The sequence below is a fragment of the Novosphingobium sp. P6W genome (assembly GCF_000876675.2).
In the GTDB taxonomy this organism is placed as follows: domain Bacteria; phylum Pseudomonadota; class Alphaproteobacteria; order Sphingomonadales; family Sphingomonadaceae; genus Novosphingobium.
The window spans coordinates 12,977-29,319 of record NZ_CP030355.1 but is presented as its reverse complement, the minus strand read 5'-3'; the positions used below and the strand labels follow the sequence as shown (position 1 = coordinate 29,319).

Annotated in this window: 15 protein-coding genes and 1 pseudogene; 7 read left to right on the top strand and 9 right to left on the bottom strand. The window is 62.1% G+C overall.

Features of this window, described 5'->3' with window-relative positions; genetic code table 11:
- Position 1: 1 nt before the first annotated feature.
- Together TQ38_RS29045 and TQ38_RS29040 are read left to right on the top strand one after the other, a co-directional pair.
- Positions 2-139, top strand: a pseudogene (locus TQ38_RS29045) (plasmid maintenance system killer); the annotation flags it as partial.
- Positions 139-441: a HigA family addiction module antitoxin gene (locus TQ38_RS29040; protein WP_043979487.1), complete on the top strand. Its 303-nt coding sequence runs from the start codon at positions 139-141 to the stop codon at positions 439-441. The pseudogene TQ38_RS29045 and the gene TQ38_RS29040, both read left to right, overlap by 1 nt.
- Before the next feature lie 161 nt (positions 442-602).
- Here the strand turns inward: TQ38_RS29040 and TQ38_RS29035 are convergent, their stop codons facing one another.
- Positions 603-1,370: an HAD-IIB family hydrolase gene (locus TQ38_RS29035; protein ID WP_043979485.1), complete on the bottom strand. Its 768-nt coding sequence runs from the start codon at positions 1,368-1,370 to the stop codon at positions 603-605.
- Between the two features lie 63 nt (positions 1,371-1,433).
- Complete coding sequence (locus TQ38_RS29030; RefSeq protein WP_043979481.1) at positions 1,434-2,222, bottom strand: class I mannose-6-phosphate isomerase; 789 nt, start codon at positions 2,220-2,222, stop codon at positions 1,434-1,436.
- Between the two features lie 35 nt (positions 2,223-2,257).
- Here TQ38_RS29030 and TQ38_RS29025 point away from each other — a divergent pair, with 35 nt between their 5' ends.
- On the top strand, positions 2,258-3,610 hold the full coding sequence (locus tag TQ38_RS29025) for a transposase (protein WP_052505923.1): 1,353 nt from the start codon (positions 2,258-2,260) through the stop codon (positions 3,608-3,610).
- A gap of 121 nt (positions 3,611-3,731) precedes the next feature.
- Here TQ38_RS29025 and TQ38_RS29020 read toward each other — a convergent pair whose 3' ends face one another.
- The 3 genes from TQ38_RS29020 to TQ38_RS29010 all read right to left on the bottom strand — a co-directional run bounded on the left by TQ38_RS29020 (position 3,732) and on the right by TQ38_RS29010 (position 6,884).
- A complete protein-coding gene (locus tag TQ38_RS29020) occupies positions 3,732-4,775 on the bottom strand; it encodes a mannose-1-phosphate guanylyltransferase (RefSeq protein WP_043980881.1) in 1,044 nt (347 codons plus the stop codon).
- A 347-nt stretch (positions 4,776-5,122) separates the two neighbouring features.
- A complete protein-coding gene (locus TQ38_RS29015; protein WP_043980879.1) occupies positions 5,123-6,601 on the bottom strand; it encodes a hypothetical protein in 1,479 nt (492 codons plus the stop codon).
- On the bottom strand, positions 6,591-6,884 hold the full coding sequence (locus TQ38_RS29010) for a hypothetical protein (RefSeq protein ID WP_052506047.1): 294 nt from the start codon (positions 6,882-6,884) through the stop codon (positions 6,591-6,593). Before TQ38_RS29010 ends, TQ38_RS29015 begins: the two co-directional genes overlap by 11 nt.
- 72 nt (positions 6,885-6,956) lie before the next feature.
- On the opposite strand from TQ38_RS29010, the gene TQ38_RS30385 reads away from it, so the two are divergent.
- Positions 6,957-7,175: a hypothetical protein gene (locus tag TQ38_RS30385; protein ID WP_162792478.1), complete on the top strand. Its 219-nt coding sequence runs from the start codon at positions 6,957-6,959 to the stop codon at positions 7,173-7,175.
- Positions 7,176-7,217: 42 nt separating this feature from the next.
- Here the strand turns inward: TQ38_RS30385 and TQ38_RS29005 are convergent, their stop codons facing one another.
- The 3 genes from TQ38_RS29005 to TQ38_RS28995 form a co-directional block, all read right to left on the bottom strand.
- Positions 7,218-7,640 carry a hypothetical protein gene (locus TQ38_RS29005; protein ID WP_043980877.1) on the bottom strand — a complete coding sequence of 141 codons (423 nt, stop codon included), beginning with the start codon at positions 7,638-7,640 and terminating at the stop codon, positions 7,218-7,220.
- Positions 7,637-8,467 (bottom strand): hypothetical protein, encoded by an 831-nt coding sequence (locus TQ38_RS29000; protein ID WP_043980875.1) that lies wholly within the window; start codon positions 8,465-8,467, stop codon positions 7,637-7,639. The genes TQ38_RS29005 and TQ38_RS29000 overlap by 4 nt, the downstream gene beginning before the upstream one ends.
- Before the next feature lie 173 nt (positions 8,468-8,640).
- The gene (locus TQ38_RS28995) at positions 8,641-9,003 is read right to left on the bottom strand and encodes a hypothetical protein (protein WP_043980873.1); all 363 of its coding nucleotides are present in this window, start codon (positions 9,001-9,003) and stop codon (positions 8,641-8,643) included.
- A 247-nt stretch (positions 9,004-9,250) separates the two neighbouring features.
- Here TQ38_RS28995 and TQ38_RS28990 point away from each other — a divergent pair, with 247 nt between their 5' ends.
- From TQ38_RS28990 to mobF, 3 genes are all read left to right on the top strand, one after another.
- Entirely contained in the window at positions 9,251-9,655 is a 405-nt protein-coding gene (locus TQ38_RS28990) for a hypothetical protein (protein ID WP_043980872.1), read from the top strand.
- 200 nt (positions 9,656-9,855) lie between these two features.
- Positions 9,856-11,463: a type IV secretion system DNA-binding domain-containing protein gene (locus TQ38_RS28985; protein WP_162792477.1), complete on the top strand. Its 1,608-nt coding sequence runs from the start codon at positions 9,856-9,858 to the stop codon at positions 11,461-11,463.
- Complete coding sequence (gene mobF, locus TQ38_RS28980; RefSeq protein WP_043980870.1) at positions 11,463-14,231, top strand: MobF family relaxase; 2,769 nt, start codon at positions 11,463-11,465, stop codon at positions 14,229-14,231. The genes TQ38_RS28985 and mobF overlap by 1 nt, the downstream gene beginning before the upstream one ends.
- Before the next feature lie 64 nt (positions 14,232-14,295).
- Here the strand turns inward: mobF and galE are convergent, their stop codons facing one another.
- Positions 14,296-15,306, bottom strand: a complete 1,011-nt coding sequence (gene galE / locus TQ38_RS28975; protein WP_043980868.1) for a UDP-glucose 4-epimerase GalE — start codon at positions 15,304-15,306, stop codon at positions 14,296-14,298.
- Positions 15,307-16,343: the final 1,037 nt, after the last annotated feature.

The window sequence follows — 16,343 nt, the reverse complement described above, 5'->3', positions numbered from 1 at the left end:
GCCCAACTTCGACTTCCACTCGTTGACCGGCGGCCGTGCTGGCACATTCGCTATGACCGTCACCCGCAACTGGCGGCTGACATTCACCAAGGTGGACGAGCATACGATCGCCGATCTTGATCTAGAGGACTATCACTGATGGCCATAAAGGTTCATTCGTCGTTCTCGGTTCACCCCGGCACATGGCTGCGGACCGAACTCGTCGAGCCATACCGCCTTACGATCGTCGCGGGGGCAGAGGCTTTGGGTGTCACCCGCGTAGCGCTGAGCAATCTGCTCAACGACAAGGCTGCCCTGTGCGCCAATATGGCACTTCGCTTCGAGAAGGGCTTTGGCATCTCGGCCGACACGATGATGCGTATGCAGGCATCTTACGACGTCGCCCAGGCTCGCACCCATGCGGACGAACTCCATGTTACTCGGGTCGCAAAGGCCGCCTGAGGCAGGGTATCCAAGACTAAAATAGCAGCCTCATCAACTCATGTCTTCCACACCGCCCTATGAGAAGTTCGCATCCCGACCCCGCCGCGCTGGTCAAATTGAGATATAATTAGGATATCCTAATTATATTCTAATTATTGACTTTGGCGAGGAAAAGGTTTTCATGAGATCCGAACAACCTCGTTTTTCTGGCAGGCGATGATGGCGGCGATCACGTTGGCGGTATCGGCCGCGTCGCGCACACACACGGTATCAAGGCCCATGGTCGTGGCCGGATAGTCGTTGCCGCCAGGGAAGATGGCATCACCGATGAACAGGATGTCCGCTTCGGCCACGCCGCTACGCTCGGAAAGTCGGCGCAGGCCCCAGGCCTTGTCGACGCCGGGCTGGGTGACGTCGACTGAAGTCGCGCCGCCCAAGTTGATCGAAACGCCAGGCAGGCGTTTAATAAGATCGGCCTGGATAACCTTGCGCTTGGCGAAGTCCGGGTCCCAGTGCTCCTTGGCGTCGAGCGGGGCCTGCTGGCCCAGCGCAGAGAAGGTGATCTGGCTGCCACGATCCTCGATTCGCTCTCCCCAGGTTTCCTCGGGGGTGAAGCCGGTGGCGGCGAGCGCCGCGTCGAACGCTTCGAGGATCTCGCGTTTCTGTTCTTCGCTGAATAGTTCGGCGTAGACCGCCTCCCACTCTCCTTCGCGGTGGAGGTAGAGCTTGGCACCGCTGGTGGGCATCATCCACAGGCGCGACAAGTCGGCGTGGTCGGGCAGGCGGCTCGCGACCTGCTTCTGGAACTGGGGCCAGTCGCCGCCCGAGATCACCGCAACTTGTGCGACGGTGAGCAGTTGCGTCAGCAGTTCAGCCATCTCGTCGGCCAGCGGCTGCTTGCTCAGCGCCAGAGTTCCATCAAGGTCGAACGCCACGATTTTCTTCATTCACATGCCTTTGCAATTATTCCGGCCTGCGGCCCCGGTTTACTGGCTATGCCTTGGCACATCTTACGTGTGCAGAAGTTCAACCTCGTTACAGCCCCTGGCGAGCAGGCAGACGCCGTTATCCGCAAAGCGCACGTCGGCAAGGCTGGCGGCGATTGCACAGCCGCCCGGCGCGATAGCCTCGCAGCCGACTTCGACCACACCCTCGCGCGGGATCACCAGCAGCGCCGCCGGATAGCGCGCGGCGACCTCGGGTGAAGGGGCGCCTGCAACTTGGTCGAGCAGGAACAGCGGGCCGTCCACCAATTGCTGCGATCCGTGCGGGGCTACGGTCTTGTGCCACCGGTCCAGCGCGTACCGCTCGCCCTTCGATACCGCCACGCCGTCATCCAGATGCAGTTCGCGCGGGCGACCATAGTCGTAGAGGCGGTAGGTGATGTCGCTGTTCTGCTGCACCTCGATCAGGCCCACCCCCGCGCCGATGGCGTGGACGGTGTTGGCCGGAATGTAGAAGAAATCGCCGGGCGTAACCGCGTGCCAGGTCAGCAGGTGCTCGATCGAACCATCGAGCGCGGCTGCGCGCATCGCCGCTTCGTCCAGATCGCTGTCAAAGCCGATGCCCAGTTTCGCCCCCGGCTCGGCGGCGATGATGAGCCAGCACTCTTCCTTGCCCTGACGCCCAATGCCCTTGGCGATCGTCTGCGCGTCGGAGGGATGAACCTGTACCGACAGCGCTTCGTTGGTGAAGATGTACTTCACCAACAGATCCGGCAGAGCGGCAGGCGGCTCGAACCAGATCTCGCCGATGCGGATGCCCTTAGCAGCGCGTTGACGAAGTCGGTGTGATCTGATTCAGCCTGGATACGGAAAGAAGGTGGTCAGCGACGATGGCGATGCGACGTGATGGTGATGTGCAGGCGGATCTGATCGTGTCGTGGTCAGATATACCGCGCTCTCCCGGGCACGCCTTTTACGACAAGCTTCAGAAGCTGCTGGTGGATGCCGGGTTCGACCGCTTTGTGGAAGAGGCGTGCCAGGCCTATTACGCTGCGCGGATGGGGGCGCCATCGGTACCCCCCGGCCGATACTTTCGGATGCTGCTGATCGGCTATTTCGAAGGCATTCACTCCGAGCGCGGGATTGTGTGGCGGTGTTCGGACTCGCTTTCGCTGCGCGAGTTTCTGCGGTTGACGACGCGGGAGAAAGTCCCCGACCATAGTTGGATGTCGAAGACCCGCAGCCGGCTGCCGCACGAGGTTCATGACCAGATATTTGCCTGGGTTCTGGGGCTCGTAGCAGATCATGAGCTGGTGAAGGCCGAACGGATCGGCGTGGACGGATCGACGATGGAAGCCAATGCGGCGCTGCGCACGATCGTGCGGCGCGACACTGGCGAGACGTATCGTGAGATGCTGACGCGCATGGCGCACGAGAGCGGTATCGAGACACCAACAGCCGACGACCTGGTGCGCCTTGATCGCAGACGCACGGGCAAGAAGCTGTCGAACACGGATTGGGAGAGCCCGGTCGATCCGGACGCCAAGGTGGCGCGGATGAAGAACGGCTCGACGCGGCTTGGTTACAAGCCTGAACATGCGGTCGATCTGGATACCGGCGTGATCGTCGCAGCGCCGATCCATCCTGCGGACAAGGGCGATACGAACACCCTCGAGGCGACGCTCGAGGCGGCTGCGCGTAACCTGGCGACAGTCGATATGGCACCGGCCCCGGGCATCCCGTGCGAGCTTGTAACCGACAAGGGGTATCACTCCCGCGAGGGCCTCAAGGCACTCGCAAACGGGCTGTGGAAGACCCGCATATCGGAGCCCATGCCCGCCAAAGGCATCCTGCGCTGGCACGGTGACGAGGAAGCACAAAAGGCGGTCTACGCCAATCGCGCCCGCCTGAAATCCCGCATCGGACGCAAGACCATGCGCAAGCGCGGCGAGATGGTGGAACGCAGCTTTGCCCATGTCCTGGACCGGGGCGGCATGCGCCGCGCATGGCTGCGTGGGCGCGAAAACCTCCACAAGAGGTATCTAATCCACGTCGCCGGCTTCAATCTGGGCATCCTCATGCGCGCACTGTTCGGATGTGGCACACCGAGGGAGGCCGCCAGCGCTTCACAGGCGTTTTTGCTCGTTGCTCAGACCGAAAACGCGCTGATCTTCGCCCTCGTCGGCCAAGTCGCAGCCGAAACCGGTGTCCTGCTTATCATCATGTCTGCGGGGCCGGGCTGAGCGCCGTCCCGAAAAATCGACTTCGGCAGCGGGCTGTTAGGCGCCGTGAATGGCGCGGGCAGCACGTCCTTGCCCCAGGGTTTTTCGACCTGGCGGGTCGGCAGCGCTGCGCGCGCCGCACTCACTGGTTTACGGCCCCCGACAGCTTGCCGACCTTCTGCACGCCCGCGACCGTGGTGATCATGATGTCATTGCCGTCGACGACGACGATCACGTTCTCCAGCCCGATCACCGAAACGCGCGGACCATCGCTGTCGACCAGCACATTGCGGCAGTCGACCAGTTCGGCCGCGCCTGCGCCGCGCACCGAATTGCCGCTCTCGTCGGTTGGCAGCGCTTCATAGAGTGCGTGCCAGTTGCCGATGTCCGACCAATTCATGTCGGCGGGCACCATCGCGGCGCGCGCGGTGTTTTCCATCACCGCATAATCGACCGAATCGCTGGGCACTGCGGCGAAGGCTTGCGCATCGGGATGGAAGCGCTGGCCATCCTCGCTACCATTGGCGACTGCTGCGGCCACGCCGGCGGCAATCTGCGGACGGTGCGCTTCCAGTTCGGCCAGGAAGTCCTTGACGCGGAATGCGAAGATGCCGCCGTTCCAGGCATAGATGCCCTCGGCGAGAAATGCCTTCGCGCGTTCCAGGTCCGGCTTCTCGACGAACTGGGCGGTACGAAAGGCGGTGTCCGAAATCGCCTCGCCTCGCTTGAGATAGCCGAAACCGGTCTCGGGCGCGGTCGCCTCGATGCCGAACGAAACCAGCCAGCCCTCCTGCGCCAGATCGGCCGCCGCGCAGGCCGCCACGGCGAAAGCATCCGCATTGCCGATGTGGTGGTCGCTGGGGCAGACCAGCATCACCGCGTCCTCGGGCAGACGGCAGGCGGCAAGCGCGATGGCAGCGGCGGTATTGCGCGCGGAAGGCTCGACGATGACCTGCGCGCCGTCGATGATACCAAGCTGCGCTTCGACATGGGCAAGATGCTGGCGCCCCGTCACCACGACCGGCGGCGCGAAGCCGCCGGTGGCCGGGCACCGCGCCAGTGCCGCTTCGAACAGGGTATTGTCCCCGACCAGAGGCAGGAACGGCTTGGGCATCGAGGCCCGGCTGCGCGGCCAGAGGCGCGTGCCGCTGCCTCCGCAAAGGATCACGGGAACGATGGTGGGCATGAAGTCTTTCGCTCGGAGAATACAGGCTAGGAATATTCTTCCTTCTTAGCGGGGCCATGCTGCGTTGCAACAGCAGCAATGGTTCCACGGATGAGTTCGATGGAATATGTGCATTGATCTCCGCAAAGAAAATTTCAGTTATAGTTGTTTATTAATCCGCAAGAAAACATGGTGTTCGAGACCGTTTGAAAATGGTTTGATGGAGGGGTTAGGGCGTACCTAAAGCTTCGATGCTGATCGAGCGAGCCGCAGCCGAAGGACAGGTTTTTGCAGTGTGCCTCATTACCTTTGCGGGCCGCAACGCACAGCGAGCATCCAGAAAAGCGTGAACTTGGCGGCGCGGCCGATCATCGCAGAGCTTCGAGCATGGCGCGCAGCTTGTGCTTGCGGCGGTGCCTTTCAATGAGATCCTCGAGGAAAACTCTCCAAGCGGCAGTGGAGCCGGCGGTCTTGTGGGCGGACATGATGATTTTCAGCCACTGCATAGCAGTCTCATAGCGACTGGAGCGGCCGTCATCGATGATGGGCCCCGCCATCGTCCAGGCAAAGCGGATGGCCCATGAAGGCTGCCGCGTTGCAGCGATCAAGGTCAATTGCATCAAGGCAATGTCATGCGGGCTATGGGGACAGCCGCCGCGATCGACAACGGCCATGGCATCATCGATCCGGTCCTCGTCCAACAGGATTGCGATCCGGTCGAACCCGTAATCCGCATCGATAAGCTCCGCGAGTAATGCTTCGCGCAAGGCGGGCCATGCGGACGCAGGACACACATCTTGCGCCGCGCGATAATTGTCGCGCGACAGATGCCCAAGGAAGGCGGACCGTGCCGCCATGACGGCCAGCTGGGGGCGGACAGCGCGATGCGCTTGCTCGCGCAACCAGTATGCAAGAGCCTGGCCGTGCGTCTGTACAGCTTTGCTTCCTGCTGCTTCACTTGTCCGCAGCGACAATCCCCAATCGGCCAGTTCGAAGGCGGCATCCTGTTGCCCCATGCCCACCAGCGTCTTCGCCAGGCACAGCACGCTCGCCGGTTCGTGAAATTCGCGGCGCGCTACCTCGAGCGCTTCTTTGAAAAGACCCTGCTTCGCGAGCATCACGGCATGATCGCAAAATCGCCCGCTCGCTTTGGACAAATTGAGAAACTCGCTCATGCGGCCCATTGCCTCGAGGCTGGCCAGGCGGGCTGCAGTGAGACTTGCGGCATCTGGCCAATCACGTGTTTCTGTGAGCGGCCAGACAAGTCCACGCCCCGCCATTACGTCGGCTAGCCCCGGTTCATCCCAACCCTGCGCCGCAGACGTGATGGCAGTGACGAAACCATCATCAATGCCGTATCTGGCGATGACGACCTGCCAGTGGCTCAGTTTGGCGGCAAAGTCGTCGCGGCTTTCATCGCTGACGCCGTTCATCAGCACGGCCTGCGCGATCTTACCGTCAAGCAGAGGAAAAAACTCGTGAAGCGTTTCATCCCACTGTGACCATTGTGGCCAAATTCCGGCCAGGCCGGCCGCAACCGGCATCAGGATCGCCAGCGCGTTACCGCCGTCGCCCTGCTGAAGAAAAGGGTCGGCCATAGCGATCAGTTCTTCCAGCGCTGCTTCGTCGATCTCGCAGCCCGGATCTTCTCGTTGGCGGCAGGCCGGCTCGAGCAAAGCCTGGACCCGTTGGCGAAATACCTCGGGATCCAGGGGCAGGTTCAGGGCCGCTAATTGTGTGTTCAGCCAGAGACAAAAATCCGCATCCGATCCGGCGCGCTTTGATAGCAGAGACGCGAGAATGCCGGGATCGAGCGCTTGGAGGCGGGCCTCCATGTCATCGCTCATGGCAGTGCTGCCTTCCAGCGCCTGCGCGTAGAGCTGGGACGAGGCGCCGGGCTGGCGAATAGACCGTGTCGGAGGCGGCCTCCAGTACACCGCGATCGCGAACATCGGGTGCGATGGCCCCAATGGTATCCGTCCATTCGCCTTCAGGCTGCAGGACATCGCGGCGCTGCGCCAGATTGAGCGCGATTGGCAGATCGAGAGCGCGGCCGACTTTCGGCTCGATGCGCGGAAGGCCAACCGCGGCGGCTCCGATGAAGCTGTCGGGATTGAACCGGTTGAGCATTGAGGGACTATGGCGTGGGCAATCGCTGCGGGCAATCCTTCCCGGTTAGCGGGCCAAGGCGGCAACCCATCCGTGAGTGCTGGCAAGGCACTGCGCGCGAAAGGAGCAAAGCCGCCGGAGATATTTTATGAATATTGCAAGGATATCCTATATATAGCCCTGATGAAACTGGAGGCACCGAGGCTGCAAAATGAGCAGATTTTTGCCCGAATTGAGATAGTGCAGCGACGAAAAGATGCTCCCGTTTTTCTCAATCACGGCGCGGCGAAAATCGTTGTCACCCGGCCGTGACCGGATCGTTGAAAGCTCCGGCCTAACGGACAGGACTTGGTGTCAACCGCCTGCCTGCCTGGCAAGACTTCTGGCTAGCCGCTCGCCCTTCACCAACTCGAGACCATTGAAAATCAGAGCCGCCCCCATTCCAGTAAACAGCAGTCCCCATCCGGCTTGCCGTTTTGCCAGGGCAATGCCGCCGACAATTATGAACAGCATGCCAAACACCGCCATCCGCCGGCCGGAGGATTGCCGGAAGAATGCAGGTCTGCGCGGCAAGGCAACGAAGTGTCCTTCGATGTAGCTATCCATGTCCCACCCCACGACAAGGATTTCCTCCCCTTCGCGCAGCGGAAGGGGTTTGCCGCGATGGCGAATAAGTGATCGGCCGATCGTGAAGAAGGTTGCGAAGTTGGTACCGATGTCCCGCTCGATCCGCTCTAGTGAAGTCACTTTACCTCTACGAACAATCCAAGGGATCATTGGCCCGCTCCTATCTTGCCCGAGCCTTCCACTCCGGCATTTGCATCGGTTCCCTGGTTTCCAGTCTGCGCCTGGCGCTGCGAGACCGCTGAAGTCGACGCCAGTCGCAAATTGATGTTCTGACCACTGATCCGGCCATCGCCGAACCACGTGCCGCCTGCCTTGGTCCAGGTGATGCCCCGGGCATCGGCAACGAAATCACCGGCGGGCGCATGTGTGAAGTGGATATTGCCCGATCCGGTAAGATCGGTGCTGAAACGCCCTTCGACCATGGTCCCCACTGCATCCTGAAGCGCTGCGTGGAGAGTGGTCACCGGGATTTTCTGAAAGGCCTCGAGGATTTCCCGCCTCGCGGCTTCAGGGTTGCTCAACCTGACGTTTCCGATCGTTTCATCGATCAGTCCGAATACGGTGTTGGCATAGATGGCCGAGGCGGCCAACATCTCCATGTACCGGATGTGCAGGTCCGGATCATATGTCGAAGGCGGGCGATGCGCCCGGAAAAAGGGTGTATCGAAGGCCGGATCGACCCGGCGATCGTCGATAGCCTGCACTTGCCAGCCCTTGCGCGCCTGCATGGCAATGCCGATCGGCGCTGCGTAGACCATATGGTCGGCATCAAGCGGGGTGATCCTGGAAATCGCGGCAGGGTCCTGCGACCGGATTTCCGCGCGCGTCGGTTCGACGAGGTTTTCGATCATCAAATCGAACTGCGGGATTTCGTCGCGCTGCCGCTCGAGCATGTAGCGTGAGAGGAGCCCTGGATCGATCTCGCGGGCGGCAAAGTCGGTCATGAAGGCGTCGGCCATGATGCCGAGCGCAGGCATCTCGTACGTCTTGCCGGTCTCAAAGCCGAGGCTGCGGACCTTCTCCCACAGACTTGAGAAACCCGAATTCGAGCCTGAGCCTTCAGACGCCGAACCCGATAGCGATGGGCCGCCAGAGCTGCAGGCTGACACTATGGCCAGAATGGAAATAGCACCTCCAAGTCGCACCGAGATCATCGGTCACTTTCCTTTTTCATGAGCGCCCTAAGCTCGCGGGCGTCGGCGCCCAGATTGGCCGTGCTACCGGCCAGTCGCTCTTCCAGTTCGGCCGCCCGCTGCCGCAGCCGAACGAGTTCTGACGCGGCAGCCGGGTCACAGCCTACGTCCTGAAAAGACCCCGGCCGCCGTTGCCCGGTCATCATCCGCCAGTCCCGTTCGAACCTCTCGTCGAACGCCGCCCGATCAGCGCGCACTACGGCGGTATCGCGCTCCACGCGTACATCCACGTGCTGCTGCCAGCTAACCGTCAGCCACGTAAGGACCGCCGTGAGCGGGGCTGCCAACAAGGCGCCAGTCGCGAAGTTGTTCAAACCCATGCGGCATATCCAGCCCAAGGAACGGGCTTGAAATTGCCAGTCAAAGGCAGAAGAGGCGAGCTTTCAGCTCGCTCAGTTTCAGTCCACACCTTACGCACGCGTGCTACCCCCAAAAGCGCCTGCTATACGCAAGCACATCGATGGACGGACATCGTAATATAACCATGATGTGACACGAAAATCTATACTTTGATCGCAATTCGCGTAGTCTGTGCGCAGACTGTAGGGGACGCGAATGGCCCGAGTAATGCTTACCGCCAGAGTAACCGAAACGCAGGCAGCAGTTCTCAGGAGCTACGCCGATGAGGCCGGTCTTTCTCTATACCAAGCCACCGTGCGTGCCATCGAACTGGGCATTGCCGCTTTCGTTGCAGGGCGCAGTGCGGAGCCTGCGTCTCCCGATCACCCTGCTGGACACAGTGAAGAGATCGCTGCCTTGCGGGAGGGAATAGAGCGTCTGACAGTCCGAGCCGAACTCTCTGATGCGGTGACGCAGCGCACATTGTTCGCAGCCGGTGCTGCCTATGCAGCCAGCCTCGCTGTGGCAGGGCAGGGCGCTTCACCAGAGCGCCTGGCACAGATCAAGGACGAGATCGCCCGGGACTCTTATGCGATCTTCGAGCGGCAACTGGCGATGGCGCGGGGGGAGTAGGGGTGGCGGACCAAGCAGAAATCCTTTCGCGTGGCCAAGCCAGTAGAAACCGGCGCCTGGCTGGTGCCAATTCCCGGTTGCAGGTGGCAGCTATCCTTTTCCTGGTCTGCGCGTCCGCGGGGGGATGGATAGGATGGAAGACCGCGCCCGATCTCACCCAGCGGGGCGCTCTGCTTTACCTGAAGACGCAAGGAGCTGAATTGCTCGATCCGTTCGGTCGCAACCTGCAGACACCAAACGCCAGGTATCGCGTATGGGTTCGGGACACTATCCTGGATCCCCGTGGCCCCGAATCCAGGGCGTGGAATAGCCTGCTGTGGCGCATGGGTATCTGGGCCACCTTGTGCGGAGCCGTCGTTGGCGGGACGCTGTATTTGTGGCGCAGACGAGCCTGGCTCGCCGAAGGCCAGGCTGTCAGCCGGGACCGGACGGTGAGGGGCGCCGAGGTGGTCGATGCCGCTTTGCTGGCCAAGCGCGTACGGGTGGGGACGGGCGCTGCGCCGGTGCGGATCGGGGGCGTTCCCATTCCGGAAGGCGAAGAGGCCAGGCACTTCCTGTTCGCGGGGGCCACCGGAACCGGTAAGACCACCGCGATCTTCGCCCTGCTCGACGAGGTGGAGCGGCGAGGGCAGCATGCGTTTGTCCACGATGTCGATGGAAGCTATGTGGCGCGCTACTACCGGCCCGAACGCGGCGATCTGATCCTCAATCCCTTCGATGCGCGTTGTGCCCGCTGGGACCCGTTCGATGACGTGCGCTCGCCTTCGGACGCAGATCGGCTTGCCGGTTTCATCGTCGCCAAGCCCGCAGGCTCCGGCTCGGGCGACGATGTCTGGTACGACCAGGCCCGGATCGTCGTCGGTGCGGTCATCCGCCGACTTTGGGAGAGTGGGCGAGGCACCCTGCCAGAGCTCATCCGGGCCCTGCGCGACATGACGCCCGAAGAGCTTGGCGAACTGACCAAGGGCACCGAAGCGGCGCGGGTCTTTCAAAAGGATGCGGAGCGGGCCACTGCCAGCGTCCTGTTCTGTCTCGCGGAGGCTGTGAAGATCCTCGCCGCCCTACCGCAGAGGGGCGAAGGGCCGGGAGTCAGTTTCGATGATTTCTACGAGAGTCTGCCCGCCATCGAGGGACCGAATCCGTGGATATTTCTTGCTTCGCGCAAACGTAATTTCGCGGCTGCAAAACCCCTGCTGGGATGCTGGCTCGACTGCGCCGTGGCGGCAATCCTCGACCGTCCGATCAAAGGCGCGCCGCGGGCCTGGCTGGTGCTAGACGAGCTTCCAGCCTTGCCGCGTGCCAATGGCTTGCTCACGCTCCTTCCTGAAGGACGCAAATTCGGCGCGGCTGTCGTCATTGCCTTCCAGGCGATCGGCCAACTGCGCGAAACCTACGGCCCCCATGGCAGCAGCACCATCGTCGGACAGACCGGCACCCAGCTGGTAATGCGGCTCGGCGATCCGGAATCGACGACCTGGGGGAGCCAGTTGCTCGGCCGCTCCGAGGTGGAGGAGCACCGCGCGAGCGCGTCGCTCGATACAGACGCGTTCTCGGACAAGGGATCATTGTCGGCGAGCCGTCAGACCAAGCCGATCGTGCTCGACAGCGAAATCGGCCAGCTCGCTCCCCTGACTGGTTTTCTGCGCCTGTCTGGCCTGCCGGTGGCGAAGGTCGCCATCAACCGAGCGCATATGGCCAGGGCTGACATCGCCGAGCCGACGATGTCGCTGCCGGCGTTCGTACGGCAGGCAACCGAGGCATTACCGACCCTGGCCAAGGAAGATCGGACCCGCGGCGGAGTGCTCTGATGGTCGCCTCGGTCGCCGCCCTCAAAAGCGCGGCCCAGGCGGCAAGCTATTACGAGGCGGACGATTACTACGCCGACGGGGAGTCGCCCAGCGCCTGGTTCGGGGAAGCCGCAAAAGCGCTGGGTCTGAGCGGCGAGGTTGAGCGCGCCACCTTTGCGGCGGCGTTGAAAGGCGATCTGCCAAATGGTCAGCAGATTGGTACTGTGCGCGGCGGCGAACGCGAGCACCGACCCGGATGGGACATGACCTTCTCGGCGCCCAAGTCGGTATCGATCATGGCCGAAGTCGCTGGTGACCGGCGCTTGGTCGATGCCCACGACAGGGCTGTGAAAGTGGCATTGCGCTTCGTCGAGCGGCATGGCGCGGCGACGCGAATTCGCGAGCAGGGCGAGATCCGCACTGTCGAGACAGGCAAACTGGCCGTCGCGACCTTCCGGCATAACACGAGCCGGGCCCAGGATCCGCAGCTTCACACCCATTCCGTCATCCTCAACGCGACGCAGGATAAGTCGGGATCCTGGCGTAGTGTGGAGAGCCTCGCCTTTTTTCGTATCTACAAGGATGCCGGTGCGGTCTACCGCCAGGCGCTGGCACACGAAGCGCGCCAATTGGGATACGGCATTCGCGAAGGAAAAGGATCGACCTTCGAACTGGCCGGCGTGCCCGAGGCGGTCATCCGCAAGTTCAGTGCCCGCGGCAACCAGGTCGAGGCGGCGCTTGCCGAGCGCGGAAAGACCCGCGCTGATGCCACCGCGGCCGAGAAAGCGATCATTACGCTGGCTACCCGCGAAGTGAAGAAGGACATAACGCGCGAGGCGCTGGTGCCGTCCTGGCGCGAGGCGGCCGCGCTTGCCGGTTTCGGAGAAAGCGAACGCCGCGAATTGCTTGCCGCAACGCAGACTCGGGCCGCGACGATCAGGACACCATCCCTTGCTGACATCGGCCGCGCTGAAGCGGCGGCCACAATAGCAGTAGCGTCGGCGGCGCGGCACCTTTCCGAGCGTGAGGCCGTGTTCGGGGCGGCCGCGCTGGAGGCGGCTGCCGGGGAGCATGCCGGCAGCCGCGCCACGGCGGCTCAGATCGCAGCAGCAGTTACCAAGGCCAAGGTAGCGGGCGAACTGATAGGGCGTGAGATGCGTTGCGGGGCCCGGGCATTCACCACCCGCGAAGCGATGACGACCGAGCGAAGGATGTTGGCGCTCGAGCAGGCTGGGCGCGGGCAGGTGACTGCGCCGCTTGGCAGGCACGATGCCGTGCGAGCGGTGACGACCGCGGCCTTTTTCACAGAGGCGCGGGGGCACAAGTGGACCTCGGGTCAGTTTGCCGCAGCGACCGGGCTTCTGTTGGGCGAGGATCGGGTCGCCGGTGTTCAGGGTTATGCCGGTACCGCCAAGACGACCACGGTGCTTGCGACGTATGCCCAAGGTATGCGCGCCGCGGGCTATATGGTGCGCGCGTTTGCGCCCACCGCCGCGGCGGCCAAGCTGCTGGGCGACGCGATCGCCGCCAAAGGCGAAACAGTCGCCAAAGCGGTCCTGACCGGCGAAGGCATGGTCACCGAAGCGCGCAGGGGCAAAGAGGCCTGGATCGTCGATGAAGCTTCGATGGTGAGCGCGCGCGATATGAAGCGCATGCTCGATCTAGCCGATCGTGCTGGAGCGCGTCTTGTCCTGGTGGGCGACGTGAAGCAGCTGGGCAGCGTCGAGGCGGGGCGCGCCTTTGGGCAGCTCCAGGATGCCGGCATGAAGACTTTCGTGCTCGACAAGATCGTGCGGCAGGAAAACGATCTGACGCGCGAAGCGGTGCAGGCCACGATCGTCGGTGATGGTCGCCGCGCGCTGGAGGCTCTGGATCGCGGGGGCGGGAAAGTCACCGAACTGGCCGAGGCTGGCGACAGGCGTGCCGCCATGGCCAGGGATTATGCCGCGCTGTCGCCAAGGGAACGGGAGCGTACGCTGGTCATGGATGCGACACGCGAGGGACGGGAATTGCTGACGCAGGCGATACGAGCTGAGCTGCGCAAGGAGGGCGCGCTAGGGAAAGACAGTGTCATTGTCTCGACGCTGGAGAGCAAGGGTTTGACCCGCGAGGAAGCCCGGCATGCGCGTGGCTATGAGGCCGGTGATGTCGTGACGTTTCGACGCGATTACGAGCGGCACGGGATCGACAAGGGCCAGGCTTACCGAGTGGAGAGCGTCGATCGGGATCGCAACCGGATCGTGCTCTTGGGCCGTGATGATCGTGCCATCTCTTGGCAACTCGACAAATGGGGCCGGGGGCAGGTCGAAAGCTACAGCGAGGTCGAGCGCGAGTTTTCCGCAGGGGACCGGCTTCAATTTACCCGCAACGATCGCGCAGCCGAGCGGATCAATGGCAATACCGCGACGGTCACGAATATCGACGCCGAGACCCGCACGATGACGATCGTCGATGCGAGCGGCAGCGAAGGTCGCCTGTCGCTGGACGAAACCCGGGACAGGCACGTGCGGCATGGTTGGGTAGGGACGATACATGGCAGCCAGGGAGCAACCGCAGATCGTTCGATGACACATCTGGAAAGTTTCAGGGCCAACACCGTGGATGCACGGTCTGCCTATGTGGCGATCAGCCGGGCACGGCAGCACGCTGCTGTTTATACCGACAGCAAGGCAAAATTGGGCGGGGCCCTTGAGAGCAGAACGGGAGAACGGCCAATGGCTTTGACCGAGTATCAAACGGGCGGCGACCGGGAGCCTCCCGGCAAGCACAGCTATTCGGGAGGTCTATAATTTTTGCAGCGCAATAGGGCGGCAGGGTTTTCCGGCGTCCAGGCTGGATGACGCCCCCGAGGCTTTATTGTCGCTCGCTCAGTCCACGTTCCCAGGCGAGGGCGTGCTCGACGATTGTGTTCAGGTCGGCATAGCGCGGCACCCAGGGAATTGTTGCCTTGATCCGGCTGTTGTCGGAGATCAGCGCATCCGGGTCGCCAGCGCGGCGGCCTTCGAGCCGGCGGTCGATTTGCTGGTTGGTTACGCGGTCGACCGCGTCGAGCACTTCGAGGACCGAGAACCCGCGCCCGTAGCCGCAGTTCATGGTCAGCGACCGCGTTGGCTCGGCGATCAGCGCCTCGAGCGCCAGAACGTGGGCATTGGCAAGGTCGGAGACGTGGATGTAGTCGCGCACCCCGGTACCGTCGGGTGTATCGAAATCGGTGCCGAATACCCCGACATGGCTGCGTTTGCCCAGTGCCGCCTCGACCGCGACCTTGATGAGATGCGTCGCCCCGGCCGTTGACTGGCCCGTCCGGCCTTGCGGATCAGCGCCTGCGACGTTGAAGTAGCGCAGCGCTCCGTAGTTGAAGGCATGCGCTTTGGCGACGTCAGCCAGCATGAACTCAGTCATGAGCTTGGACATTCCGTAAGGATTGATCGGCGCGCGGGGGCTGTCCTCGGTCACCGGTGAGACTTCAGGGATGCCATAGGTCGCCGCGGTCGAGCTGAAGATGAAGTGCGGCACGCCTGCCGCAACCGCCGCGTCGATCAGAGCGCGGCTCTTGGCGGTGTTGTTGTGGTAGTATTTTAGGGGATTCTCCACGGACTCAGGCACGACGACAGACCCTGCGAAATGCATGATCGCGCCTTTTCCGTCCCCCATGCCCTGCTCGGCAAAGATCCGAGCGAGCAGCGCGCCGTCTTCGATGTCACCCTCATAGAGCGGGACGTCATCGGGAATGGCGAAGCGAAATCCTGTAACCAGGTTGTCGATCACCGCTACGGGCCACCCGGCGTCCTTCAGTGCGAGGACAGCGTGGCTGCCGATGTAGCCGGCGCCGCCGGTAACGAGTACGGGATATTTGCTAGCCATGAACGCCCTATGTGTTGCCTATGCTGCTGTTGCGATCACGCCCGCATCGCAACGCAGATAGCCGAGAAAGGCGGCGTTATCCAAGCGCCATTACGGATCAGAAGAGCTTGGTTACGATATTGTGTCCTCGTCGTGCACGGCGAGGGTAAGGGGCTGGCCACGAACGGTGATCGACGCTTCTAGCGCTCTAGTTGCCTCGACGTTCAGGTGGCCGTCAAATGGCGGTGGTAGAGCGTCGATTGCGACGGGCGCGATCATGCATGGCAAAGGATCGTGGCAGTCGCCAGTAAACTGGTGGCTTCATGTTACCCGGGTTGCAAAACGGCCTGAGACCGGGTCTCCAAGGGTCACCTGGGCCACGTCGAGGGCCAAGCGATCTGCGGTTCATTCAGCAGTGGGAGTTGGCAGCCCGGTTCATTCTCCCTACAAGCGGGGGGTCTGCGCCGAACGGTCGATATGCGTGAGGTCTTGAACGCCTTATTCTAACTCGCCGCGAGCGGCTGAGCCTGATATTTTGAGATAAATAGGATAGCATGATGGACACGTATCTATTTTTAGGAAGCACAGATACCAGAGCCATCTCCCTTGATAAACAGGGGGGTAACCTCCCCATTGAATATGGGCCTTGGGTAAAGGACCGAATGATTCAGCTTAGTGAAAAAAATCAGGACGACAGGTTTGCACTCAGCGAAGTGCAATCCAATGGGTTCTATTTATTTTTACCGGGAATGCAGTTTTAGGATGCAGATATATTTTAAAATTTGATAGCGATTTGTAAAGTGACTGCGTCGACAAGCCGGTACGGCGCGGAGGGCATATAGCTGGACGGAGGCGATCAGGGACCGTGCGGTGCACGACGCGACGGCTTTCTTGAAAGCCTCTGCCGGATCCCATCGCGCTTCAGCCAAACAGGATTCCGTTAGGGGCCCGCCGCCCGGCGCCGTGGTTTCTAATCGCGGCAACGCTCGCTGCTGCCAGCGCTGTGCCTATTGGTGCGGTTTTCAGAAATGCTGTGTTCAGCGGTTTTGGCGCATTGC